The 23,108-nt window shown below is 58.7% G+C and carries 21 protein-coding genes; 10 read left to right on the forward strand and 11 right to left on the reverse strand.

Features of this window, described 5'->3' with window-relative positions; all coding sequences use genetic code 11:
* Nucleotides 1-97: 97 nt before the first annotated feature.
* Nucleotides 98-1,540: an MATE family efflux transporter gene (locus J122_RS03960; RefSeq protein ID WP_082780510.1), complete on the forward strand. Its 1,443-nt coding sequence runs from the start codon at nt 98-100 to the stop codon at nt 1,538-1,540.
* On the opposite strand, the gene J122_RS03965 is transcribed toward J122_RS03960, so the two are convergent.
* Nucleotides 1,516-2,520: a GGDEF domain-containing protein gene (locus tag J122_RS03965; RefSeq protein ID WP_061331237.1), complete on the reverse strand. Its 1,005-nt coding sequence runs from the start codon at nt 2,518-2,520 to the stop codon at nt 1,516-1,518. The genes J122_RS03960 and J122_RS03965 overlap by 25 nt on opposite strands.
* 244 nt (nt 2,521-2,764) lie before the next feature.
* On the opposite strand from J122_RS03965, the gene J122_RS03970 reads away from it, so the two are divergent.
* Nucleotides 2,765-3,889 carry an HD-GYP domain-containing protein gene (locus J122_RS03970; protein WP_061331238.1) on the forward strand — a complete coding sequence of 375 codons (1,125 nt, stop codon included), beginning with the start codon at nt 2,765-2,767 and terminating at the stop codon, nt 3,887-3,889.
* A 21-nt stretch (nt 3,890-3,910) separates the two neighbouring features.
* On the opposite strand, the gene fghA is transcribed toward J122_RS03970, so the two are convergent.
* Nucleotides 3,911-4,756 carry an S-formylglutathione hydrolase gene (gene fghA / locus J122_RS03975; protein ID WP_061331239.1) on the reverse strand — a complete coding sequence of 282 codons (846 nt, stop codon included), beginning with the start codon at nt 4,754-4,756 and terminating at the stop codon, nt 3,911-3,913.
* Between the two features lie 29 nt (nt 4,757-4,785).
* On the reverse strand, nt 4,786-5,217 hold the full coding sequence (locus J122_RS03980) for a CBS domain-containing protein (RefSeq protein ID WP_061331240.1): 432 nt from the start codon (nt 5,215-5,217) through the stop codon (nt 4,786-4,788).
* A gap of 198 nt (nt 5,218-5,415) precedes the next feature.
* Here J122_RS03980 and J122_RS03985 point away from each other — a divergent pair, with 198 nt between their 5' ends.
* Nucleotides 5,416-6,777, forward strand: a complete 1,362-nt coding sequence (locus J122_RS03985) for an alanine/glycine:cation symporter family protein (RefSeq protein ID WP_058092812.1) — start codon at nt 5,416-5,418, stop codon at nt 6,775-6,777.
* 155 nt (nt 6,778-6,932) lie between these two features.
* Nucleotides 6,933-7,586: a peroxiredoxin gene (locus J122_RS03990; protein ID WP_058092813.1), complete on the forward strand. Its 654-nt coding sequence runs from the start codon at nt 6,933-6,935 to the stop codon at nt 7,584-7,586.
* Nucleotides 7,587-7,670: 84 nt separating this feature from the next.
* On the opposite strand, the gene J122_RS03995 is transcribed toward J122_RS03990, so the two are convergent.
* From J122_RS03995 to J122_RS04005, 3 genes are all read right to left on the reverse strand, one after another.
* Nucleotides 7,671-8,453 carry a MetQ/NlpA family ABC transporter substrate-binding protein gene (locus tag J122_RS03995; RefSeq protein ID WP_058092814.1) on the reverse strand — a complete coding sequence of 261 codons (783 nt, stop codon included), beginning with the start codon at nt 8,451-8,453 and terminating at the stop codon, nt 7,671-7,673.
* 200 nt (nt 8,454-8,653) lie between these two features.
* Complete coding sequence (locus J122_RS04000; protein WP_058092815.1) at nt 8,654-9,331, reverse strand: methionine ABC transporter permease; 678 nt, start codon at nt 9,329-9,331, stop codon at nt 8,654-8,656.
* Nucleotides 9,331-10,338 (reverse strand): methionine ABC transporter ATP-binding protein, encoded by a 1,008-nt coding sequence (locus tag J122_RS04005; protein ID WP_058092816.1) that lies wholly within the window; start codon nt 10,336-10,338, stop codon nt 9,331-9,333. Before J122_RS04005 ends, J122_RS04000 begins: the two co-directional genes overlap by 1 nt.
* Nucleotides 10,339-10,548: 210 nt before the next feature.
* On the opposite strand from J122_RS04005, the gene J122_RS04010 reads away from it, so the two are divergent.
* The gene (locus J122_RS04010; protein ID WP_061331241.1) at nt 10,549-11,973 is read left to right on the forward strand and encodes an HDOD domain-containing protein; all 1,425 of its coding nucleotides are present in this window, start codon (nt 10,549-10,551) and stop codon (nt 11,971-11,973) included.
* 27 nt (nt 11,974-12,000) lie between these two features.
* Here the strand turns inward: J122_RS04010 and J122_RS04015 are convergent, their stop codons facing one another.
* Entirely contained in the window at nt 12,001-12,699 is a 699-nt protein-coding gene (locus J122_RS04015) for an anti-sigma factor domain-containing protein (protein WP_061331242.1), read from the reverse strand.
* Nucleotides 12,696-13,253 carry a sigma-70 family RNA polymerase sigma factor gene (locus J122_RS04020; RefSeq protein WP_061331243.1) on the reverse strand — a complete coding sequence of 186 codons (558 nt, stop codon included), beginning with the start codon at nt 13,251-13,253 and terminating at the stop codon, nt 12,696-12,698. The genes J122_RS04015 and J122_RS04020 overlap by 4 nt, the downstream gene beginning before the upstream one ends.
* A 169-nt stretch (nt 13,254-13,422) precedes the next feature.
* On the opposite strand from J122_RS04020, the gene J122_RS04025 reads away from it, so the two are divergent.
* The 4 genes from J122_RS04025 to J122_RS04040 are packed head-to-tail and all read left to right on the forward strand — an operon-like array spanning nt 13,423 to nt 17,510.
* On the forward strand, nt 13,423-14,928 hold the full coding sequence (locus J122_RS04025; protein WP_061331244.1) for a DUF4331 domain-containing protein: 1,506 nt from the start codon (nt 13,423-13,425) through the stop codon (nt 14,926-14,928).
* A 20-nt stretch (nt 14,929-14,948) separates the two neighbouring features.
* Complete coding sequence (locus J122_RS04030) at nt 14,949-15,182, forward strand: hypothetical protein (protein WP_061331245.1); 234 nt, start codon at nt 14,949-14,951, stop codon at nt 15,180-15,182.
* Nucleotides 15,142-16,383, forward strand: coding sequence for a tetratricopeptide repeat protein (locus J122_RS04035; protein WP_227510087.1), 1,242 nt, complete (start codon nt 15,142-15,144; stop codon nt 16,381-16,383). The genes J122_RS04030 and J122_RS04035 overlap by 41 nt, the downstream gene beginning before the upstream one ends.
* A complete protein-coding gene (locus J122_RS04040; protein WP_082780512.1) occupies nt 16,380-17,510 on the forward strand; it encodes a HupE/UreJ family protein in 1,131 nt (376 codons plus the stop codon). Before J122_RS04035 ends, J122_RS04040 begins: the two co-directional genes overlap by 4 nt.
* Before the next feature lie 48 nt (nt 17,511-17,558).
* On the opposite strand, the gene J122_RS04045 is transcribed toward J122_RS04040, so the two are convergent.
* Both J122_RS04045 and J122_RS04050 read right to left on the reverse strand, forming a co-directional pair.
* On the reverse strand, nt 17,559-18,167 hold the full coding sequence (locus J122_RS04045) for a hypothetical protein (protein ID WP_058092818.1): 609 nt from the start codon (nt 18,165-18,167) through the stop codon (nt 17,559-17,561).
* Between the two features lie 142 nt (nt 18,168-18,309).
* Nucleotides 18,310-19,797 carry an amidase gene (locus J122_RS04050; protein WP_061331246.1) on the reverse strand — a complete coding sequence of 496 codons (1,488 nt, stop codon included), beginning with the start codon at nt 19,795-19,797 and terminating at the stop codon, nt 18,310-18,312.
* A gap of 96 nt (nt 19,798-19,893) precedes the next feature.
* Here J122_RS04050 and J122_RS04055 point away from each other — a divergent pair, with 96 nt between their 5' ends.
* A complete protein-coding gene (locus J122_RS04055; RefSeq protein WP_061331247.1) occupies nt 19,894-20,661 on the forward strand; it encodes a sulfite exporter TauE/SafE family protein in 768 nt (255 codons plus the stop codon).
* On the opposite strand, the gene J122_RS04060 is transcribed toward J122_RS04055, so the two are convergent.
* Complete coding sequence (locus J122_RS04060) at nt 20,658-23,012, reverse strand: diguanylate cyclase domain-containing protein (protein WP_227510088.1); 2,355 nt, start codon at nt 23,010-23,012, stop codon at nt 20,658-20,660. The genes J122_RS04055 and J122_RS04060 overlap by 4 nt on opposite strands.
* Between the last annotated feature and the right edge of the window lie 96 nt (nt 23,013-23,108).

The following is a 23,108-nucleotide window of genomic DNA, read 5'->3' on the forward strand; positions in this document are numbered from 1 at the left end:
GCGGTGCAAACCCCTATAAGCTGCCCGACCGCCAATCGGGTACCATGTCCGCCTCTGACAGGTACAACCCTGACGAACCAACATCGAAACCAGCACCATGGACGAAAACCACCAACCGTTACCCGAAGCCCGACAGCCCCTTGTTCGCCGCACGCTGGCGGAATGGAGAACCCTGGCCATTCTGGGCGGGCCGATCCTGATTGCCCAGGTGGCACAGATGGCCAATGGGGTTATTGATACCGTTATGGCGGGCCACGCCAGCGCTCGGGATTTGGCCGCGGTAGGCATTGGCAGCAGCCTGTGGATGCCACTGTTTCTGTTTTTCATGGGCATGCTGGGGGCGCTGCAACCGATCATTTCCGGCTACAACGGTGCCCGGCAGCACTCGAAGATCATGCCGGCCACCTGGCAGGGCATTTACATCGCAGCCGGCGGCACGGTGATCATGGCGTTGTTGCTGACCAACGTACACCCGGTACTGGCGATGCTGAAGATGGATACAGAGACTGCCGGCATCACCCAGGGATACCTGAACGCCTTCGCCTGGGGCATTCCAGCCCTGCTTCTTATGAACGCTCTGCGGGGACTCACTGACGGCCTCGGCCACACCAGGGTAATCATGGCTTTCTCTGTACTCAGCACGCTGATCAACCTGCCGCTGAACTACATCTTCATTTACGGCAAGCTCGGCCTGCCCGCCATGGGCGGTGTGGGCTGCGGCTGGGCGACATCGCTGTCCAACGGGACGGCCGCCATTGCCTTACTGATCTACCTGAACCGGAGCCGTACCTTCCGCCAGTTTCACCTGCTGGCCGACTGGGTGAAGCCCAACTGGCGGGGAGTTCGCTACATTCTGGGTATCGGTGTGCCCATTGGCTTCACCATTTTTGTTGAAGCCAGCATGTTTTCAGTCATTGCCCTGTTCCTGGCACCCCTGGGGCCGGTGATTGTGGCCGGACATCAGATTGCGCTGAACGTGGTGTCGTTGTTGTTCATGCTACCGCTGAGCATAGGCATGGCACTGACGCTGCGGGTGAGTTTTCTGGTGGGTGCCCGGGCGCCGGATACCGCCCGGCTGATTTCCCGTAGCTCACTGATCCTGGCCTCGGCGGTTGCCCTGATCTTTGCCACGTTGCTGTTTGTGTTCTCCGCACAGATCGCCGCACTCTACACCGGCGACCAGGCCGTGCGGGATGTCACCATTCGCCTGCTGGCGTTTGCCGCCATGTTCCAGGTTGCTGATGTGATTCAGGTAACCTGCATCAGTGCGCTCAGGGGCTATAAAGACACCCGCATTCCCATGTTCATTATGCTGTTTTCGTTCTGGGGGGTTGGCCTGCCACTGGGCTACATTCTGACCTTTACAGACCTGCTTTGGCCGGCGTTGGGAGCGGCGGGGTTCTGGGTGGGGCTGACGGCGGGGCTGACCTCCGCCAGTGTTTTGCTGGGTTGGCGATTGTTTCGCTACCGGCCCGGAAACCACCATCACGGCGAACCCGACAGCCGGACTTCAGTTCAAGCCGGTTCGGCCACCAACTGAGTGTTCTTATCTGCAAATACAATCCGATCCCGCCCGGTCTCCTTGGCCTGATACAGCGCTTCATCAGCCCTCGCCAACCAGCTCTCCACGCTCTCGCCGTGGCCCAGCAAGGCGACACCAAATGACGAAGTAACCGGGCCACCGGGGTACTTGAGATGCCTGCGCAACACCTGTTGCAGGTTGTTCATAACCGCCTGCAGGCTGGACCCATCCACACCGGGCAGCAATAACACGAACTCCTCACCGCCATAACGGAACAGCTGATCAGACTTTCGTGTGTTGCGTTCAACCAGCGCCACCAAGTCCGTCAGCACATTATCACCGACGCCATGACCATACACATCGTTGATTTTCTTGAAGTGGTCGATATCCAGCATCACCAGGGCATAGGGTAGCCCGGATCGCTCAGCATTGGCAGCAGCCGCATCCAGTTCCTCATCCATGGAGCGGCGGTTCTTGACACCGGTCAGTGGGTCGATGGTGGCCAGGTGCTCCAAGCGTTCCCGCTGATCCTGGTTACGATAGGCAAAGACATAGGCACAGGCGCTGACCACCGTCGCCGTGGTCGCAAACGTCCACATTTGAACCGTTGAGCTGAAAGCCGTTTCAATCGACATCAGCGCCAGAACGGATAGCAGGTTCAGAATGGCCGCAAGTCGGCTGGATACAAGAAAGAAGGTTGTTACCAGGCAAGGGAATATCCAGAACAAACCCGCCTCACCCATAACCGCACCAACGGTGACCGCGCCCGCGCAGATAATAATCGCCAGGAACATGCCGCTGCGGTATGTGTCGCCGGTGACCCAGGCATAAGCGAGGCTGCCAACGATGCCAGACAGAATCCCGAGATCAACAAAACCGGCGAGCGGATTACCCTCGACAAATCGCAGGATCACGAACGGCGTGATGCCAACGATGGCACTGATGCCAAGCAATGTGATGATCGATAATCGGAAATCGTTTTTTAGCCGATGAAACATTCAGATCGGGTCCGACTATGGTCTTAGTTAGTGCACAAGCTTAGCGTAAGCTATGTAAGGGGGCGCTACCGGGCTACGATTCTTAACAATTCTATCTCTGAACACGACACAATGTGACATGCATCACAAAAGTGTGTCGGTTAGTATTCTAAATACACAAGCCTATGCCGGTTTTGACGTCAGAATATTGAAAGAAGTATTCCGAAGAACAAGAATCGCTCTACGACACCTTGGGATATTCAAATTGGATTCACTCATACGCATCGCCCCTGGGGCATTGACCATCGGCCGTCCATTACCCTGGGATGTTTTCGACGCCGATGGAAACGTCTTGCTGCGTCAGGGCTATGTTATCCAGACCAATACTCAGCTGGAGCAATTGTTTGAGCGGGGCCGGTTCAAGCCCCGGAAAATCGAACGGAAAAAGGAAAAAATTCAGGAGGATCAACGGCAGCGTAACCCCTTCGCCGACTACGCCGACCTGCTGGCCACCCTGGAAGCAACCCTCAACGCCATCACCAGTGAAGATCCGTCTGCCCAAAAACGCTTATTGGGGCTGGCGCGAATGCTGGAGCGGACCTGTCAGGAAGCGCCGGAAGCCAGCCTGGCCCTGGTGCATCTGTACTCCATCGGCCCCACCATTCACGAACAGATTCTTTTCTACGGCATTTTGTGCCACTTCACGGCCAGGGCGTTTGGGCTTGATGAAAAACGTACCAGTGTGCTGACCGCCGCGGCCCTGACCGCCAACCTGGCACTTGTGCCGGTGGCCGACCAGCTAAATGCTTCCACCCGTGTGCTCACCGACGACCAGCGGGCGGTTATCCGCAAACACCCGCACCGCAGCATCCAGGCACTGACCTCCGCCGGCATTACCAATAAACTGTTGCTGAAAATCATCGCCCAGCACCACGAGCAGGCCGATGGCTCCGGCTATCCGGAAGGATTAAGTGGCACTGATATTCTGCCAGAGGCGGAAATTCTGGCTCTGTCAGAACGCTACGTGGCCATGATCACCAAACGAGCCTACCGCAACAGGATGACCATCACCGCTGCCCGCAAACTGATAGCCACTCTCGGTGACGGCAAGGTCCGCCCGGCCATTCCACGGTCACTGTTGCAAGTACTCGGCGAATACCCGCCTGGCATGCTGGTGCGGCTCGACAATAACGAAGTCGGTGTGGTGACCGGCCGCGCCGTCAGGGCCAGGGGACCGTTTGTCAAAGCTATTTTCGGGCCCCGGGGCAACCGCTACAGCGGCACGTTTGAGCGCGACACCAGCGTTCCCGAATACAACATCCAGGGCGCCGAAGAGCCAGAAGAGATGCCCTCCATGGATTTCAGCCTGCTCTGGGGCTTTCGCAACTGAAACCCGCGGAGCGTGGCGGGCTCATGCCAAACCCAATGCCCTGGCATGATGATTCAGGTGGTCGTCAATGAACGAGGCAATAAAGAAATAGCTGTGGTCGTACCCACGGTGCATTCGCAGGTTGATGTGGTGATGAAACTTCTCACAGACATCCGCCAACGTTTCCGGGTTCAGCTGGGTTTCCAGAAACTCATCGGCCGTACCCTGGTCTACCAGTAGCGGCAGCCGCTCTTTTGCGGTCGGAATCAGGCGGGTGGCATCCCACGCTTCCCACTTGCTCTGGTCATCTCCAAGATAACCCTTGAAGGCTTTCTGCCCCCAGGGGCACGCCATCGGGTTGGCAATGGGCGCGAACGCCGATACCGATTTGTAATACCCCGGATTCTTCAGGGCACAGATCAAAGCTCCGTGGCCGCCCATGGAATGGCCGCTGACCGACCGCTCACCGCTAAGCGGCAACTCATTCTCGACCAGTTGGGGCAGCTCCTTCACAACGTAATCGTACATGCGGTAGTGGGGTGCCCAGGGCTGTTCTGTGGCATTCACGTAAAAGCCCGCGCCACTGCCAAAATCGTAACTGTCGTGCTCGCCAGGCAGGTCCACGCCCCGGGGGCTGGTATCCGGGCACACAATCGCCAGGCCCAGCCTGGCGGCCAGTTTCTGGGCACCGGCTTTCTGCATGAAATTCTGGTCGGTGCAGGTCAGCCCGGACAACCAGTAAAGCACTGGCGCTGGTTTGCCTTCCTCGCCCAGAGCCGACGGCGGCAGAAACACCGCAAACTCCATGTCGCACTGGAGCGTGGCAGATGAGTGGCGGTAGCGGCGGTGCTCGCCGTCAAAGCAAACGTTGGTGGCTAAAAGTTCCATAGCTCTCCTGGCGATTGTAGGTGGAGAAGTCAGTCCTCGACGTTGGCGAAACGCTGTTTTTCGATAGTATTACCGGATTTGGCCAACTGGGACAGAATAGCTGTACGGGTGACAATCCCCACCAGTTTGCCATGATCAACCACCGGGTACACTTTCGGCTTTCCGGCCCCCAGATTCTGCGCCAGATCGATCACTGACATCTCTGGCGACACCGTCAGCGGTTTATGGAACATCACATCGTCCACAATGGGCTCGCCCTCGCTGTGATAATTGCTCACCAGCAGCGAGTGAATGCAGTCCTGCTCCGACACAAAGCCCAGAACCTGGCGCTTTTCATCCACCACTGGCAAACCGGTAACGTGGTTATCCAGTAACGCTTTAACAACCTTGGTCAGCGGTGTGCCGCAACGGATAGGCTCAATGTGATTCCACATGACTTCCGAGATTTTCAGTGAGCGCATAGGCAGCCCCTTTTCGGTTTTATTTAAGGCGCCGAAACTGGCACCGCAGTTACTCTAAACATAGGCAATGCTCGGCAAAATGGACAACTCTCAGGAGCAAAACGGTTTACACCACAAAATAGTCGACTAAACTCAACAGGTTATGCCCTCTGGGGCTCTAATCATATGACCTAGCCGTGGTAAACAGTGGGAGAACCCATGGAACCCATTTCTGAATTTGTAAGTCAAATCAATAGCCTGGTCTGGGGACCCCCCATGCTGGTGATGATCCTCGGGGTAGGGCTGTTTCTCAGTATTGGTCTGAAACTGATGCCGATCCTGAAATTGGGTGCCGGTTTCCGGCTGATGTGGAGCGGCCGTGCCCGCGGTGACGAGGACGATGGTGATATTCCGCCATTCCAGGCCCTGATGACCGCCCTGTCAGCCACCGTCGGCACCGGTAACATTGCGGGGGTTGCCACCGCCGTGTTCCTGGGCGGCCCGGGCGCCCTGTTCTGGATGTGGCTGACCGCCCTGGTGGGCATGGCCACCAAGTACGGCGAGGCCGTGCTGGCCGTGCGCTACCGGGAAGTGGATGAGCGTGGTGCCCATGTGGGCGGCCCCATGTATTACATCCGCAATGGCCTGGGCAAGAAATGGGCCTGGCTTGGGGTGTTGTTCGCGATCTTCGCCTCCATTGCCGCTTTCGGTATCGGCAATACGGTACAAGCCAACTCGGTGGCGGATGTGTTGTCTGCCAACTTCGGCCTGCCCCACTGGATCACCGGCGTTCTGCTGATGATTATGGTGGGCCTGGTGCTGATTGGCGGCATCAAGCGTATTGGCCAGGTGGCCAGTGCCCTGGTGCCATTTATGGCGGTGTCTTACGTGCTGGTTGGCCTGATTGTTCTGGCCATCAATGCCAGTGAAATTCCCGCAGCCGTCAGCATGGTGTTCAGCTATGCCTTCAGCCCGGCCGCAGCCGAGGGGGGCTTTGCCGGTGCCGCTGTCTGGGCGGCTATCCGCTTTGGTGTCGCACGCGGTATCTTCTCCAACGAAGCGGGCCTGGGTTCTGCGCCCATCGCCCATGCCGCCGCCCAGACCAAGAACCCGGTCAAGCAGGGCATGGTCGCCATGCTGGGCACCTTCATCGATACCATCATTGTGTGCAGCATCACCGGCCTGGTGATTATTACCTCCGGCGCCTGGACCTCCGGCGAGACGGGTGCGGCCCTCACCTCCCTGGCCTTTGAAACAGGCCTCCCCGGCTTCGGCAACTACGTGGTAGCGATTGCCCTGGCGATTTTCGCCTTCACCACCATCATTGGGTGGTCATTCTATGGTGAACGCTGCATCGAGTTCCTGTTCGGTGTGAAGGCCATCGTGCCTTATCGGGTGTTGTGGATTGTCGCCATCCCCGTGGGTGCCACCATCAACCTGGGCTTTATCTGGCTGGTGGCCGACACCCTCAACGCGATGATGGCGCTGCCCAACCTGATCGCCCTGCTGTTACTCAGCCCGGTGGTGTTCAAACTCACCCGGGAGCACTTTGAGAAGCAGAAGGCATTGGGTGTGAAATAGTCGGCATCTAAGTCTGGTGCTCATAAGGATGTGAGCAAACCGTTGGATGCTCTGGATCAAGCCCCCCTTGCATTCAGGGCATCCATCGCCACAGTGTCTAACGTACACAGAAAATAACACCGTGTTTGCCAACAACCTGTCTGAGGAGAACGACTATGAGTTTGCGTCTTGGAGACACTGCACCGGATTTTGAACAGGATTCCAGCGAAGGCACCATTCGCTTCTATGACTGGCTTGGTGACAGCTGGGGGGTTCTGTTCTCACACCCTGCCGACTTCACACCGGTATGCACCACGGAACTCGGCCTGACCGCCAAACTGAAAGACGAATTCGCCAAACGTGGCGTCAAGGCCATTGCCCTGAGTGTCGACCCGGTTGACTCCCACAAGGACTGGATCAAGGATATCAACGAAACCCAGGGCTGCACCGTCAACTTCCCGATCATTGCCGACCACGACAGCAAGGTCGCCAAGCTGTACGACATGATCCACCCGAACGCCGACAGCACCCTGACCGTGCGTTCGCTGTTTATCATTGATCCGAACAAGAAGGTGCGCCTGATCATTACCTACCCGGCATCCACCGGTCGTAACTTCAACGAGGTGCTGCGGGTTATCGACTCCCTGCAACTGACCGATGACCATAAAGTGGCTACGCCAGGTAACTGGGAAAAAGGCGGCGATGTGGTGATTGTGCCGTCACTGCAGGATGAAGACGAGATCAAACAGCGCTTCCCGAAGGGCTACAAGGCAGTGAAATCCTACCTGCGGATGACTCCAGACCCGTCCTCTAACTGGAGCGGTGACTGATCCTCGCCTTACAGTAAGTTTTGTGCCAGTAAAAAGCCGGGCAGTACGAACTGCCCGGCTTTTTCATTATCGGGTACCCGGATGTCAGAATGCCGGTACTACTGCACCTTCGTATTTTTCTTTGATGAACTCGCGAACGGCGTCTGATTTCAGCGCATTGGCCAGTTTCTGCATGGCGTCGCTGTCCTTGTTGTCCGGGCGGGCAACCAGGATGTTCACGTAAGGGGACTCGGCACCTTCAATCACCATGGCATCTTCAGACGGGTTCAGGCCGGCTTCCAGGGCGTAGTTGGTGTTGATCAGGGCCATATCGACCTGGTTCAGGATACGCGGCAGGGTAGCGGCTTCCAGTTCGCGGAAGTTCAGGCGCTTGGGGTTGTCGGCAATGTCACGGGGTGTGGCGGTGATCTTGCTTTCGTCTTTCAGGGTGATCAGGCCAGCTTCCTGAAGCAGCAACAGGGCGCGGCCGCCGTTGGTGGGGTCGTTGGGGATGGCCACCACGGCACGATCTTTCAGTTCGTCCAGCGAGCTGATTTTGCTGGAGTAGGCGCCGAACGGCTCAACGTGAATTCCGGCAACGGTGACCAGGTTGGTGCCACGGCCGCTGTTGAATTCGTCGAGGTACGGCTGGTGCTGGAAGAAGTTGGCGTCCATGCGCTTCTGGTCAACCTGGATGTTGGGCTGTACGTAGTCGGTGAAGACTTTCACATCCAGCTCAACGCCTTGTTCGGCCAGCGCCGGCTTCACAAATTCCAGCAACTCAGCATGGGGCACCGGTGTGGCGGCTACGGATAGTTTCTCTGCAACAGCAGCAGAGGAGAAAGTTGCTACGGCAGCGATGGCTACCAGAGTTTTCTTCAGATTCATTATTGCGTTCTCCTGTGGAGCATCGTGTTTAACTTTGGTTTACGGCACGCTGCTGGGAGGCTCCTTCCGAAAAACGCCCGTGAATACGTCCATGTAGGGCTCCGTCGCGCCATCCCTGGCGCTCCAGGTTTTCGGAAGGAGCCTCCCAGCGGCCTGCCTATACCGGACTTTGGAATTGCCTGCCCGGCTCAATCACAGTCTTACTTTCTGCTGAAATACAGCACCAGACGATCGCCGACCATCTGGAGTACTTGTACGAAAATCACCAGCAAGGCGACAGTAATCACCATCACGTCGGTCTGGAAACGCTGGTAACCGAAGCGGATGGCCAGGTCGCCCAGGCCGCCGCCACCGATGACGCCAGACATGGCCGCGTAGGAGACCAGGGTGATGGCCGTCACGGTAATACCGGCGATGATGCCCGGAAGCGCTTCCGGCAGCAAGGCGCCGAAGATGATCTGGCGCACGTTAGCACCCATGGCCTGAGTGGCTTCGATGATGCCGCGGTCGACTTCCCGCAGGGAGGTTTCCACCAGGCGGGCGAAGAAGGGGGCACCGCCAGCCACCAGTGGCGGGATGGCGCCGGCCACGCCCAGTGACGTGCCAATGAGCAGTACGGTGAACGGGATCATCACGATCAGCAGGATGATGAAAGGCACGGAACGCAGTACGTTGACCACGAACGACAACACCGCGTAGGCCACCGGTTGTTCCAGGAGCTGGCGTTTGCCGAACAGGAACAATAATACGCCAATGGGCAGGCCGATCAGTACGCTGAACAGCAGGGACATGCCCACCATCACCAGGGTGTCCCAGCTGGCCCAGCCGATTTCCAGCCAGTCGACGTTGCCCATGAGGGTTTCCATTAAAGCTTCCATCAGCGCACTACCTCCACGTGAACATCGGCGGCTTCCAGCGCCTGCATGGCGACGTCGAGATCACCGCCCACCAGTGACAGGGTCAGCTGGCCGTAGGGGGTGTCTTTGATGTGATCGATCCGGCCGGAGAGGATGCTGAAGTCTACGCCGGATTCCCTTGCCACGCTGCCCAGCAGGGGTTTGTAGGTGGATTCGCCCTTGAAGGTCAGGCGCAGGATGCGGCCTTCGGCTTTCTGCAGGTCTTCCTGGAGTTCGTTGCGGTCGATGTTTTCGCTTTCGAACACAAAATCCCGGGTGGTGGGATGCTGGGGGTGCAGGAACACCTCGCTCACCGGGCCCATTTCCACGACGCGACCAGCGTCCATTACGGCTACCCGATCGCACACCCGGCGTACCACATCCATTTCGTGGGTGATCAAGACAATGGTCAGGCCCAGCTCTTTGTTAATGTCACTCAGCAGTTTCAGCACCGACTGGGTGGTTTGCGGGTCCAGTGCGCTGGTGGCCTCGTCGCATAGCAGAATGGTGGGGCGGCAGGCCAGGGCACGGGCGATACCAACCCGTTGTTTCTGACCACCGGACAGCTGCGAAGGATACTTGTCTGCGTGGTCGGTCAGGCTGACCCGGGCCAGCAGTTCCTGTACCCGCTCCCGTATCTCGGTTTTGCTGTAGATGCCCGCCAGCTTCATCGGAAACGCGATGTTGTCTGCCACGGTTTTGGACGACAGCAGGTTGAAGTGCTGGAAGATCATGCCCACTTTGCGGCGGAAGGCTCGCAGCTCCGCAGAGTTGTACCGGGTAATGTCTTCGTCGTCGATCAGGATGCGGCCGCCGGTGGGCGGTTCCAGCAGGTTGATCAGCCGCACGAGGGTGGACTTACCCGCGCCGGAATGGCCGACGATGCCGAATACCTCGCCGGTTTCAATGGTCATACTGGTGGGGTGCAGCGCGGGGATCGCCCGGCCGGCCACCTGGTATGACTTCTGTACCTGGTCAAATACAATCACGATCAGTGCCTTGGTCTTTGCCTTTGGAGTGCGTAGGGCGCGCAGCCGAAAACCGGCGATTATAGCCTATTCGATGACCAAACCCGAATCCAGGCGGTGTGTAGTTGCCCTTACACAAAAAGCTACCTGACACACCCGCCTGCCCTCAGCTAAACTGCTATTTGAAAAGAACATTAATAAACCTCCACCTATCCGAGGCGCGCCGTAACTGTGACTACACCGTCCGAGAATACGCCCTCAAGGATGAATTCCACCCAGGCATGGGTTTCCTACCTCAGCAAGGTAGAGCTGCCGGTATTGGCCAACACCCTCCGGCAGATCAACGAACTGACCGACAGCCGCAACAGCACAGTGAACGAACTGGCGAATGTGATTCTGAATGATGCCCAGTTGACGTCCCAGGTGCTTCGGCTTTCCAACACGGTGTTCTACAACCAGACCCGCACCCAAGTGAGCACGGTCAGCCGTGCCATCACGTTGATCGGTTTCGATGCCGTGAAATCCATGGCGATTTCATCGCTGATTGTCGACACTCTGCTCAAACGCAACGACCGGCCACACCTGTTGCGTTGCCTTGCCCGCGCTATTCACGCAGCCGTTCAGGCCCGGTGCCTGATGCCCAAACGCACCGAACATGCGCTCGAGGAAGTGTTTATCGGGGCCTTGCTGATGAACATCGGTGAGCTGGCATTCTGGTCCTGCGAAACCGATCAGGCGACCGAGCTGGAAGAGCGCCTGCGGTTGGACGAACCGCCTGTGGAGGCACAGAAGGCCGTGCTGCACACCACCTTTACCGAGATCACCCGGGGCCTGGTGGAAGCCTGGTCTTTAGGTCCGTTTATCCGTGAAGTGGTGGCGCCCGGCAAGGCCAACTCCATGGCCAGCAGCCTGGTGCGCAACACCGTGGAAATGGCCACGGTGTCCGAGCATGGCTGGAGCGGGCCAGAGATGGACAAGGTGCTGGAACGTTTGTCGGCAGATGTTGGAGAAAGCCCCGCCGCCATCCGGGACCAACTGAAGGTCAACGCCCAGGAAGCCACCAAAGTAGCCGTGTCTCTGGGCATTCCGCAGGTCACGGCGTTGCTGCCCGGCAATCAGGAGAGCGCCGCCGGACACGGCGCCGAAGCCCCGGTTATGGACCCCGCCCTGCAGTTGCAGATCCTTCGGGATCTGACCCATACACTGGCAGAAAAACCCGATATCAACGAAGTGTGCCAGCTGGTGATCGAAGGCATTCACCGGGCCATTGGAATGCAACGGGTAGCCCTGCTGATGAGTGACCGCACCGGTCAAGATCTGATCCCCAAAAAGGTAGGCGGCCGTGGTACCGAAGAGTGGCGAGAACACCTGATTATCCACAAGGATGGCACCGGGCCACTGGGAGAGCTTTTACCCCATGGCACTTGTGCCATCTACAAACCCGGCAAACAGGCGGGCGGTGTTCCCTATGACCGCTGGCTGGGCAAGGTGCCGGCCCTGGTAGGCTCGCTTACCGCCAAGGGCCGACTGGTGGGCCTGTTCTATGCCGATAATGCGGCGGCGGGCTATGTGCCGTCGGAGCAGCAGCTGGCAGCCTTTGCCCACTTTATCCAGAACGCACAATTGTGCCTCACGCTGCTAACCACCAACCACTGATCAGCCGAGAGGCGGCTCGACCCTGTTTCACATCTCGTAAAGCCGGGTGATATGCAGGACCGGGCCGGTCGGTACGCCCGTGGGAGAGCCGCCTCTCGGCTCCAGGCTGATGGCCAGCGTGCGGCTGCTGGCCAGCAGCCTGCGGGCATCCTCAGACAGCGTCACCTCGTATACTCCTCCCACGGCCATAACGCCCAACGACAAGGGGCTACCGTCACCCGGCACTACCCATAACTCGTAATCCCTGCCCTGTTCTGCGTCGACGGCGGCCACGGGTCTCAGCCTCAATCGGTTACTTCCCGCTTCGCTGACCAGCCATAGCGGATCGCTCACGTCAGCCTGTACCACTGCGCCGGTTAACTGGACATCACGGCCTGTGCCCGTCTGGTGAGGAGAAACCACAATCACTGCCAGAACCAAGGCAGCCGCGCTTGCCAGCAAGCTCCAGCTCGGCCAGAGCCAACGCATGCGCGGGCGTGCCTGGGGAGTTTCGCCGGCAGTGGGCCAAAGCCGCCGTTCTATGTTCGCCCAAACCGAAGCAGCTGGACTGACCGAAGGCACCGCCCGGGTCAGTTGGCCAAGCCGCTCTTCCCAGAACCAGACCTCCTGCCGAACCTGCACCGATTGCATCATCCAGCGCTCAAAGCGCTGCCTCGCCCGCCCGGTTAGCGAACCCAACACATACTCTGCGGCGAGACTTTCAACACGTTCCGGCGTTTTTTTCATCGTTCCAGGCACCTCTTCAGCGCCATCAGGCCGCGTCTTATCCAGCTCTTCACAGTGCCGACAGGCGAACTCATGGCCTGAGCCAGCTCATCGTGGGTCAGGCCCCGGTAGTAGGACAGCAAAATGGTGTCTCGCTGGGTATCGCTCAACTCTTCCAGGCACCCTGTCAGCGCTGTTGCTCCAGCTTGCTGTAGCCGGGTCTCCAGTGGCCCCCGGCGTCCGTCTTCCAGATGTTTCAGCATGTCGTCACCAGCACTTCTCAGAGGTCGGCGTGCCCGGATGAGATCAAGAGTTCGGTATCTGGCAATGGTCAACATCCAGCCCAGGGGTGCGCCTCTATCGCCGTGATACTCGCCCGCGTTGTGCCAGATCTGAACAAAGGCATCCTGCAACGCTTCTTCCGCGAGATCCTGTTGGCCTGAGAGCTTGTAACACAGCCCGAACATGCGAGCCGAGACTCGCTGGTACAGCTGTCGAAAAGCCTCCCGATCATGCTGTGCCACTGCCAACAACAGGTTCAACAATTCTTTTTGTTCTGACTCATCAACCGTCATGTTCTGCCCCGTGTCATCCAATGCTCCTGAACAGTTACGGGGCGGGCGCCGCGAAAGTTGCAAGACCGCTCGTTGAAAATCGCACATTTTTTTCGCTTCGGAGTGCATCTTTTCACCGGTGGCACCCGTTATCCCTTGGCAATACCAACCATCGATGAGGAAGCACGGAATGAACACATTAATAAAACGATCCGGCCTCGCAGTTGCGGTTGCCGGCTTGTGCCTGGCCGCCGGATCCGGACACGCGTCCAGCCACAGAGAAGCCCCATTTATTACCGAAATGCCGAAAGTGGATGGAACCGATTTCTATATGTTCCGCAGTTATGAAGCCGGCCGGGAGGGCTTTGTGACCCTGATCGCGAACTATCTGCCGCTGCAGGATGCGTATGGCGGGCCCAACTACTTCGATCTTGATGAAGACGCCATCTACGAGATTCACATCGACAACACCGGGAACGCGCAGGAAGACATCACCTTCCGTTTCTCATTCCAGGATGTGAAGCAGGATCTGAAAATCGATGTGAACGGAGAAATGGTCTCCATCCCTCTGAAAACTGGCGCACCGGTTGGTCCCGGCGCCATGGATGACGCCATGAACGGCGCTATTCAGGTTCGGCAGACCTACACCGTGGATGTCATTCGAGGTGATCGACGCACTGGCGTTTCGCAGCCCGTCACCGGTGATGGCGGCAGCCCTACCTTCAGCAAGCCACTGGATAACATCGGCAGTAAAACCATTGCAGACTATCCTGCCTATGCCCAGAGCCACGTATACACCGCCAATATCCCGGGCTGCGGTACCGGACGGGTGTTTGCCGGCCAGCGGGCCGAAGCCTTTGCCGTCAACCTCGGCGAAGTCTTCGATCTGATCAACCTGTCTGCCGCAGATGTCACCGGCGCCAACGGCCGGGATCTTGGTCTGAATATTCTGGAAGGCAAGAACGTGACGTCGCTTGCTCTTGAGGTGCCGATCGAGTGTGTTGCCTCGGCCAATGATCCGGTCATCGGTGCCTGGACTACAGCCAGCGTTCGCCAGGCACGAGTGATCAATCCGCGACCTGTGGCCTTCGAAGAAGGTGATGCAGGCAAGGGTGCGACCGTTGAAGGTGGCGCATTCACCCAGGTGTCGCGCCTCGGTTCCCCGCTGGTCAATGAAGTCGTGATTGGCCTTCGGGATAAGGATCTCTTCAATGCCAGCGAGCCGAAAGACGATGCGTCTAACTTCGCACCCTATGTACTGACTCCCACCTTACCAGTGCTGATCGAGAGCCTGTTCGGTGTGCAGGCGCCCGACGCCTATCCACGCACCGATCTGGTTTGGGCCTTCCTCAATGGTGTACCAGACCTGACACGCCCCGGCGGCACGCCAACCCTGGGTGAAATGCTTCGGCTGAACACCAGCATTGAGGCCGCCAGCAGCGACGTCACCATGCAGGATGATCTGGGCGTCATCGCCGGAGACGTTACCGGCTTCCCGAATGGCCGCCGGCCTGTGGATGATGTGGTGGACATTGCCTTGCGCGTGGTGATGGGCGTCCTGCTCGATGAGGAATCGGCACCTGCTGGTCAGATCGAATACACCGACGGAGCAGTGGTTGATCGGGATCTTCTGCTGAGCGGCTTCCCGTACCTGGGCCATCCGTTCTCTGGCTCCCCGAATCCACAGCGTAACTGAAGCGACAAAAGGAGGTTTCCATGAAACCCATGCTCAAGATCGCGGCGTTGTTGGTGTTTGCTCTGGCACTTGCTGGCTGTTCAGACAGCTCCAATAACCGGGGCCAGGGCCTGAAAATCTCGGTGGACTTCACCACATTTGTCCAGAACGAGATACAGCGCACCGCGGATGATCGAGAACCGGTCAATATCAATAACCTGGAGTTCAGCTTCAATGATCAAGACAACGAACAGGCGTTTGACAACCTGTTCTGATCGCGGCTTGCTCCGCTACCAGCGTGCCGGGAAAGGCGCGCTGGTAGCTCTTGCTCCTGCCCTGAAGGGCGGAGCCTTTTCGGTCATCCTGACAGGGATGGCCGTCTTTGGCTCCGCCGCCTGGGCAGCACCTGCCGACATCAGAACCGACTTTAATGACGCCGACATTCTCGTCACATTGCCACAACCAGCGCTGACCCGAGCCCCGCTGCCCGACAACGCAGCGGAACTGGCAGACACCATACAGCAGCAGATCCTCCAGGCCAGACGGGATGGCGATCCAAGATACCTGGGTTATGCCAGCGGCTTGCTCGGCCAATGGCCCGAGGACCGACTGACCGACCGACTGAGAGTTCTTCGAGCCACGGTTCGGCAAAGCCTGCATCAATTTGACGATGCACGGGCCGACCTGCAAACCGTCATTAACACCGCCAATGACCCAACTCAGAAGCGACAGGCCCAACTGACGCTGGCAAACCTAGAGTTGGTGCAGGGCCGCTATGAACAGGCGGCCGTACAATGTCAGGCTTTGATTGAATCCTCGCCGGGGCTGGTTGCCCACAGTTGTCAGGCACAAGTTCAGGGCCGAACCGGGCAACCACAAGCGGCATATCAACAGCTTCTTGATCGTACCCGCGCAGAACAGCGGCACAACAGCTCGGCAAGACTCTGGGCGGAGGGGACGCTTGCCGACCTCGCAGCCCAGCTCGGCGATGCCCGTGCCCGCGACCACTGGCGGTTCATTCTCAGCCAGCAGCCAGACGATCTGTACACCCGCGCCCGGCTGGCCGACTGGTTTCTGGACAACAACCAACCAGAGAACGCCCTGCCTTTGACAGAAGGCTATGAGCACGTGGACTCCCTGGCAGTTATCCAGGCGATTGCCATGCTGCAAACCAATCATCACCAAGCCAACGCCATGATCACTCGCCTGAAAGAGCGGTTTTCCGAAGCTCGCTGGCGGGGGAGCCTTCTGCATGAACGAGATCTCGCACGGTTCCAACTGGATGTGGAAGGCCAACCACAGCAAGCGCTTAGCCATGCCTTGGCCAACTGGCAAGATCAACGGGAGCCGGAAGACACCAGGCTGGTATTACGCGCCAGCGTTGCGGCCGGCGAAGACGAACCCGCCAATACGGTTCGCAACTGGCTGAACCAACACCGGCAAACCGACAGCCGCTTCCCGGAGACCGACTCATGAACCGATTCCTTCTTCCTGGGTTACTGTTCGTTGCGATGCTGGCAGCAAGCTCATCGCCGGCCTGGGCCCACAAGGCCAGCGATGCCTTTATCTACCTTGACCTTGACCAGTCGACCGTCCGGGTGGACCTCGCCCTCAGGGACCTTGCCCTGGAGGTGCCCCTCGACCGCAATGCCGACCGGAGGGTCAGTGGTGCCGAGCTGAGAGCAGCCCGAGGAGAGATTACCCGTTACCTGGAGGAGGGTCTGCTACTGGCCAATCACAGCGGCAGCTGCGCCCTGCAGGGTGAGCAGTGGGGGCTATCCACCCACAGCGATGGCCCTTACGCGGCGGCTTTGTATCAGGTCTCGTGCCCCAACGGACAAGTGGCGGAATCCATTACCTATACACTGCTGTTTGATCGCGACCCCCTGCACAGAGGGCTTGTCAGCCTGACCTACGAAGGCCAGCAGACGCTTGCCGTTATTGGCCCCGATGACCCGACGCTGGCCTTAGCAGCAACCAGCTTCGGTAGTGGTCGCTTATTCGGCACGTTTCTCTATGAAGGCGTCGTTCACTTGCTGATAGGGCTTGATCACATTCTCTTCCTGCTGGTGTTGATGCTGCCAGCCACGATTCGACGACGGGAAACTACTGGGACCCGACATACTTCGGTTCACGCCGGTCTGAGACCGAGGCTGCTTGAACTGGTCGGCATCGTCACCGCTTTTACTGTGGCCCATTCCATTACCCTTGGACTTTCAGCACTCGGTGTGGTGCGCCCGCCCATTGCCTGGGTAGAGACCATTATTGCGTTGTCCGTTGCGCTGGCCGCCCTGAACGTCATCTGGCCGATACTGGGCCGGAAAACCTGGAAGCTGGCCTTCGGCTTCGGTCTTATTCACGGGTTTGGTTTTGCCAGTGTGCTGGGCGATCTGACCACCGGCGTCTCTCAAATGGCGGTGGCGCTGGCCGGGTTCAATCTTGGCGTGGAACTGGGGCAGGTTGCGCTGGTGCTGGTGGTTTTCCCATTGCTGTACCTCGCCGCCCGCTCGCGTTTCTACGAACGGGCCGCCGTGCCAGCCATGCTCGTGGCAGTCGGCGCCCTGAGCCTGTATTGGGTGGTGGAACGGATCGCCGAAATATAGAACCTATCCGGCCGGGGCCGTGGCGCCCGGCCGGCCTTTATCACGGGATCAGTGCAACGCCCGCATCTGCCGCGGGTAGAGCGCCGCGCTGACCTCGGGTTCTTCCAGCAAATCCGCCAGCTCGCGGTCGATATCGGTTTCCTCGCCTTCGTCTGGCAAAGGTTCGAACAGGGTGCTCAACCAGGCAGCCACACTTGGCGCGCTGTCTCTGTCGTAGTCGGTGGACAGCGCTTTGATCCGGCGAAAGCCGATAATGCGCTGATGTTTGGGATCGCGGATTTGTTCAAAGCCCCGCCAATAGATTCTGTCTCGGGTGTGCAGCTGAACAAACAGGGTGTCGATGGGACCGTTATCATCATCGGCACTGTCTTCATCCTCTGCCTGGGCCTGGGATGTTTCGGCATCGGTCGGTTTTCGACGGATGGTGGTCCAGGCCGGGTAGAGTACCGCTACGGCGTCGGCTTCCACATGTTCGCGGGCCGCCCGCAGAATCAGACCCCAGCGGGCCTTGTCGGCATCGGTTTCCAGAGAGTTGATGGGCAGGTCGTAGCTCTGCTCACTGGACAGAACTATGGCCATCATCGGGGCGTCCAGTTCCCCCATGGCTTCGGCCTGTGCTACGGATACCAGATCGTCGATTGCCATCGATTGGTTCATAAGATGCTCGCCTCCTCGATGCCATCAGGGTAGTCAGGGAATCAGATCCCTGTGTTACAGCATAGCCTGTTCCACCAGTAAAGATAAACGTGGAGTTTGCCGGCGCGGATCACAACCTCGCACGGGAGTTTGTGTCACCGCGTCAGAATGCGTTTTCCAGGCGTTCGTAATTGGCGAACCAGGGGTTTGCTTCCTCAAGCTGGGCGGCCAGCTGCAACAGTCGATCCTCGCGGCCATGGGCGGCGCCGAACTGGACGCCTACCGGCAAACCATCGCGGGTCCAGTGCATGGGTACCGACATCGCCGGCGTGCCGGTCAGGTTCGCAAGCTGGGTAAAGGGCGTTCGGGCCAGGCTTTCCAGCGCCATCTGGTCCACCTGGCCGCTACGATGGACCAGTTTGCCCGCTTTCAGGGTTAGCATCAGCCTGGCGATCAGTTTGAGGTGGGCCGGCGTATCCATTTCACCGATCCTGGCCGGCAACTGGCCGGTGGTCGGGGACAGGTACAGGTCAAAACGCTCGAAGAATGCGCCCAAGGCACGGGAGAAATCGTTCCACTGCTGGCGACGACGAACATAATCCGGCAACGGCATTGTACCCCCCAACATACCCAGTAACCGGGTCTCCAGCTCAAAATCCTTGTCCTCGGCACCGAACTGCTCCCGGGCCCTGTCCATCATTGAGGACACTTCACCGAAGTAAAGGGCCAGGTAGCACCGTGCCAAGGCCATGCCGTCAAATTCCGGCCGGGCATACTCGACATGATGCCCAAGGCCTTCCAGCATACGGGCGGTTTCTTCGACGGCGGCCACACACTCCGGCGCTACCTCGGTGTCGTAAGGCGACGAGGTAAACACACCAATCCTCAGCCGCCCCGGCGATTGCTGCATCAGGTCCAGCCAGGAACCCTCCGGTTCCGGAATGCGGAAGGGGTCGCCACTGGCTGCACCGGCCAACACATCCAGCATGCTGGCGCTGTCTCTCACCGTGCGGGACACCACGTGGTCGGTCGAAGCGCCGGTCCAGGCCTCTCCGGCGTGGGGCCCTACAGAGATCCGGCCGCGGGATGGCTTTAGTCCAAACAGCCCGTTGTAAGCTGCCGGAATGCGGATGGACCCACCGCCATCGTTGGCTCCGGCCATGGGAACAACACCGGCGGCTACCGCGGCACCGGAGCCACCACTGGAGCCCCCGGGCGTCAGTTCCGTGTTCCAGGGGTTGCGGCTCGGGCCCCAAAGAGCAGACTCGGTGACGGCCTTGAGGCCGAACTCCGGCGTTGCCGTGCGACCGATAAACACCAAGCCGGCCTTACGGGCACGTTGTACGAACTGTGAGTCCCGGCTCGGAATATTCTTTCGCATGGCCCGGCTGCCGTAGGTGCAAGGTTGCCCGGCCTGTTCCTGGGCCAGGTCTTTCAGCAGCAGGGGTACACCAGAAAACGGCCCATCAGACACCGGCGACTGCCCCATGGCATCCGAGTACTGGGGGTGGCAAATGGCGTTCAAGGCCCCATTGACATGATTGGCTCGCTCCACCGCCGCATCGGTTACTTCTCGGGGCGTCACATCACCCCGACGGATCAGATCAGCCAGCGCTGTTGCGTCGTATCTCAGATATTCGGACTGGTTCATGGGCCACCCTGTTTGTTGTTATTTACCCGCCCCCACTGGACTTTCGGGGCATAAACCGGAAACTCAGGAGCTTACGCCAATCCCAAAGTGAGTTCCATGGACCTGACCCTGTTTCCAGAGGCCATTAGCCCGGGCGTCGCTCTTTTTCTGCTATTAGCCTCGGCGATAACCTCAATGCTGACCGCTGTGCTCGGTGCCGGTGGTGGCGTTCTGCTGCTGGTGTTGATGGCATCCTGGATGCCACCGGCGGCGATTATTCCGGTGCATGGCATGATTCAGCTTGGCTCCAATACCGGCCGGGCAGTGCTGACCCGGCACCACATCGACTGGAAGGTTATTGCTGCCTTCACGCCCGGCGTAATCGCAGGGGCGGCGCTTGGCGCCTGGCTGTTGGTTGATTTACCCGCGCACCTCTGGCAGCTATCCATCGCTCTGTTCGTGCTGTATCTGTGTTGGGGGCCGAAACTGCCAAAAGCGTCGTTCGGGCCCGTTGGCATTTTTTTAGCTTCCGCCGTCACCAGTTTTGTCAGCCTGTTCGTGGGCGCCACGGGCCCCCTGGTCGCCGCCTTTATCAAGCAGATTCACCGGGATCGCTTTAAAACCGTGGCCACCTTCGCCGCTGCCATGACCTTGCAACATGCGCCCAAAGCGCTGGTCTTCGGGGTTGCCGGATTCGTGTTCTCGGACTGGCTGCTGTTCATTCTCGCCATGATTGCCTGCGGCTTCACCGGCACCTGGCTGGGGCTGCACGTTTTGAAATCCATGACCAACCGGTGGTTCAGCCTCGCCTTCAACCTGGTACTGACACTGCTGGCGCTGCGCCTGCTGTGGCAAGCGGCGGAGTCCGCCGGCTGGTTGGCCTAAAGTCCCGTGTCGTCAGGCGGGGCGGGCACTGAGACCACCGCATTGCGCCCCCGAGATTTGGCGATATAGCACCCTTCATCCGCCCGTGCCATGACCTCCCTCGGGCCGCTGTCGCCAGCAGACACCGGTGTGAGCCCAATGCTTACAGTGACACCGAAAGAACGGCCATCGTGCTGGACTTTCAGTGCCTCGACCCGGCTGCGCAGGTTTTCTGCCAGGGCTTCGGCCCGGTCCAGACCACATCCGGGCAACAGAACCGCAAATTCATCACCACCCAATCGTGCGACGGTATCCGATTGGCGAACCGCGCTCTGGAACAGATCCGCCAGGCGTTTCAACAGGTCGTCGCCCACCAGGTGGCCGCCCTGGTCATTGACCGGTTTGAAATGATCAAGATCGATCATCATCAAAACAGCGGGCGTTGCCTGATGTGGCGCCTCAGCCAGCGCTTTCAGCAGCGCGGCAGTGAAAGCCCGGCGATTCACCAGTTGGGTCAGCGCATCGTGGGTAGCCTCCCAGGAGAGTCGTTCTTCTTCCCGACGCCGCTCGCTGTCGTCCCTCAGCACAAATACCAGGCGCTCCTCATGCTCACCCCTGCGCAAGTGCAACATGGTGAGATCAATGTCGTAGACCTGGCTCTGCGAGTTTTCCAGAGTAACGTACCGGTTATCGATTTCCTCGCCTTCCTGAAATTCCTCCGGCTCCATCTTGTGGTTGTCATAACGAAAGGTCACCGTCTCGAAGAAGTTCTTGCCAATGCAATCATCGCCCAACGCAAGAAACTCGCCGGCCGCGTCGTTGGCGTAACGGACAAGGCCCGCCTTATCAACCATCAGAACGCCTTCCTGCAACACATCCAGTATCGAGTCGGCCCTCTGTTGCTCTTCCCGGAGTGCCTTCTCGAAACGCATTTCTTGAGTGACATCCCGTACAATCGTAATGGTACCGAGAGCCTGGTCCGGCAAATCAACGACCGACGTCATGGTATCGACCCAGACATACCCCGGTGAACGGGTGGTCAGCAATCGCAGGCGTCCGCGATAAAACCTTCGTCGGGTCAAAGCCCGGCGCCAACCCACCATAGCCGTAACGCGATCCTCACCGGCCACTCTCGAGATCAGGTACTGTTGTGCAAGTTGCTCAGCCGTCTCACCGAGAATATTCAACAGCGCCGGGTTAACGAACTCAATCCGACCGAGAATATTGGAGTGGACAATGCCAATGGGGGCATCCTGGGTCAGAGAACGGAAGAACGCCTCTCGTTCCGCCAATGATCGCAGAATCTCATCGCGCTCATGGCGGACCATGTTGAAAACCCGGGCTACATTCCGGATTTCCCGACCCCCAATTTCCGAGACCGGCATCTGGCGTTCGCCGGTATGGCGCTGATAGATCTGAACGCTCAGATCGCGCAGTGGCCGCAACAAACGGTGGAAGAACCAGAATGCCAGGGGTACCAGTAAGACCAGCACCAATAGCAGTGTCCAACTGAACGAATCGCGCATTCGGTTGACCGAGGCGAAGGCATCCGCTTCGGGCCAAACCGCCGCCACAAACCAGGGGACCTGAACCATTTGGCGATAGGCATTGATGGTTGGGCTCTCCCCGGCAGACGCATCGCGAAGTGAACCTTCAAAGCCCTCCATGGCACGTGCAACAGAGCTCTGCCGGGCATCTACTGGCGACATTACGCGACCATCGCTGCCATCAGCCAGTACCACACCCCGGCGAGTAATCAGGCGCAGATAGCCTGCATCCCCCACCCGAATGCTGGAGAAATCCCGCATGAAATTGTCACCGTTGAGCAGAATCAACCCGCCAATCATGCCGGCAAATCGTTTGCGGTGATCAAAAAGTGGTGCAGCAATCATGACACCCGGCTCACCATCAATGTGAGTCAAGTAAGGCTCACTGATGATGGGTACCAGTTGGCTGGAAACGGCTTTGAAGTATGGCCGTTCCGAGGCATTGAAGCCGGGGATCAGGTCATCACGGGGATTGGCGGCCAGTAGCTCACCAGTGGCATCGATGATAAGCAGGGCATCAAAGAGCCGGAGTAGCGAGGCCTGCTGGCGCAATACCACGCGCGCCCGATTCTGTAGCAGGGCATCCGAGGCCAGGATTTCAGTGGCAACGTGAGAGAGAACATCACGCCGCAGGGCAAGTTTCTGGTCGAGGTCACCTGCCACCATTCCGACAATCACTTCCACTTGCTGGTGCGCCTGATGCTCCAGTTCAGCCCGGCTCAGCGCAGAACTAACACTGGCCACCACAACCGCGGTCACCAACACAAAAGCCACTACCAGGGCAACTGCCCGGTTCGCCAGACTCGAAAACCACAACTTGATCAAATAACTAACCTCATACCGTCCAAAGCGGACGCTTCGCATTCTCCGGGCTTTATTGAAGTGTAGCAAAGGCAGGTTTTTCCTATCAGATCCCCGCTT

The sequence above is a fragment of the Marinobacter excellens LAMA 842 genome (assembly GCF_001574445.1).
Lineage (GTDB): Bacteria > Pseudomonadota > Gammaproteobacteria > Pseudomonadales > Oleiphilaceae > Marinobacter > Marinobacter shengliensis.

Excerpts from the sequence above, each read along its gene's own strand:
- J122_RS04045 (WP_058092818.1), bottom strand. The coding sequence starts at position 18,167 with ATGAACCAATCGATGGCAATCGACGATCTGGTATCCGTAGCACAGGCC.
- J122_RS03960 (WP_082780510.1), top strand. The coding sequence starts at position 98 with ATGGACGAAAACCACCAACCGTTACCCGAAGCCCGACAGCCCCTTGTT.
- J122_RS03995 (WP_058092814.1), bottom strand. The coding sequence starts at position 8,453 with ATGAATCTGAAGAAAACTCTGGTAGCCATCGCTGCCGTAGCAACTTTC.
- J122_RS04035 (WP_227510087.1), top strand. The coding sequence starts at position 15,142 with ATGATCAAGACAACGAACAGGCGTTTGACAACCTGTTCTGATCGCGGC.
- J122_RS04000 (WP_058092815.1), bottom strand. The coding sequence starts at position 9,331 with ATGGAAGCTTTAATGGAAACCCTCATGGGCAACGTCGACTGGCTGGAA.
- J122_RS03990 (WP_058092813.1), top strand. The coding sequence starts at position 6,933 with ATGAGTTTGCGTCTTGGAGACACTGCACCGGATTTTGAACAGGATTCC.
- J122_RS04055 (WP_061331247.1), top strand. The coding sequence starts at position 19,894 with ATGGACCTGACCCTGTTTCCAGAGGCCATTAGCCCGGGCGTCGCTCTT.
- J122_RS04015 (WP_061331242.1), bottom strand. The coding sequence starts at position 12,699 with ATGAAAAAAACGCCGGAACGTGTTGAAAGTCTCGCCGCAGAGTATGTG.
- fghA (WP_061331239.1), bottom strand. The coding sequence starts at position 4,756 with ATGGAACTTTTAGCCACCAACGTTTGCTTTGACGGCGAGCACCGCCGC.
- J122_RS04025 (WP_061331244.1), top strand. The coding sequence starts at position 13,423 with ATGAACACATTAATAAAACGATCCGGCCTCGCAGTTGCGGTTGCCGGC.
- J122_RS03985 (WP_058092812.1), top strand. The coding sequence starts at position 5,416 with ATGGAACCCATTTCTGAATTTGTAAGTCAAATCAATAGCCTGGTCTGG.
- J122_RS04030 (WP_061331245.1), top strand. The coding sequence starts at position 14,949 with ATGAAACCCATGCTCAAGATCGCGGCGTTGTTGGTGTTTGCTCTGGCA.
- J122_RS04020 (WP_061331243.1), bottom strand. The coding sequence starts at position 13,253 with ATGACGGTTGATGAGTCAGAACAAAAAGAATTGTTGAACCTGTTGTTG.
- J122_RS03980 (WP_061331240.1), bottom strand. The coding sequence starts at position 5,217 with ATGCGCTCACTGAAAATCTCGGAAGTCATGTGGAATCACATTGAGCCT.
- J122_RS03965 (WP_061331237.1), bottom strand. The coding sequence starts at position 2,520 with ATGTTTCATCGGCTAAAAAACGATTTCCGATTATCGATCATCACATTG.
- J122_RS04050 (WP_061331246.1), bottom strand. The coding sequence starts at position 19,797 with ATGAACCAGTCCGAATATCTGAGATACGACGCAACAGCGCTGGCTGAT.
- J122_RS04040 (WP_082780512.1), top strand. The coding sequence starts at position 16,380 with ATGAACCGATTCCTTCTTCCTGGGTTACTGTTCGTTGCGATGCTGGCA.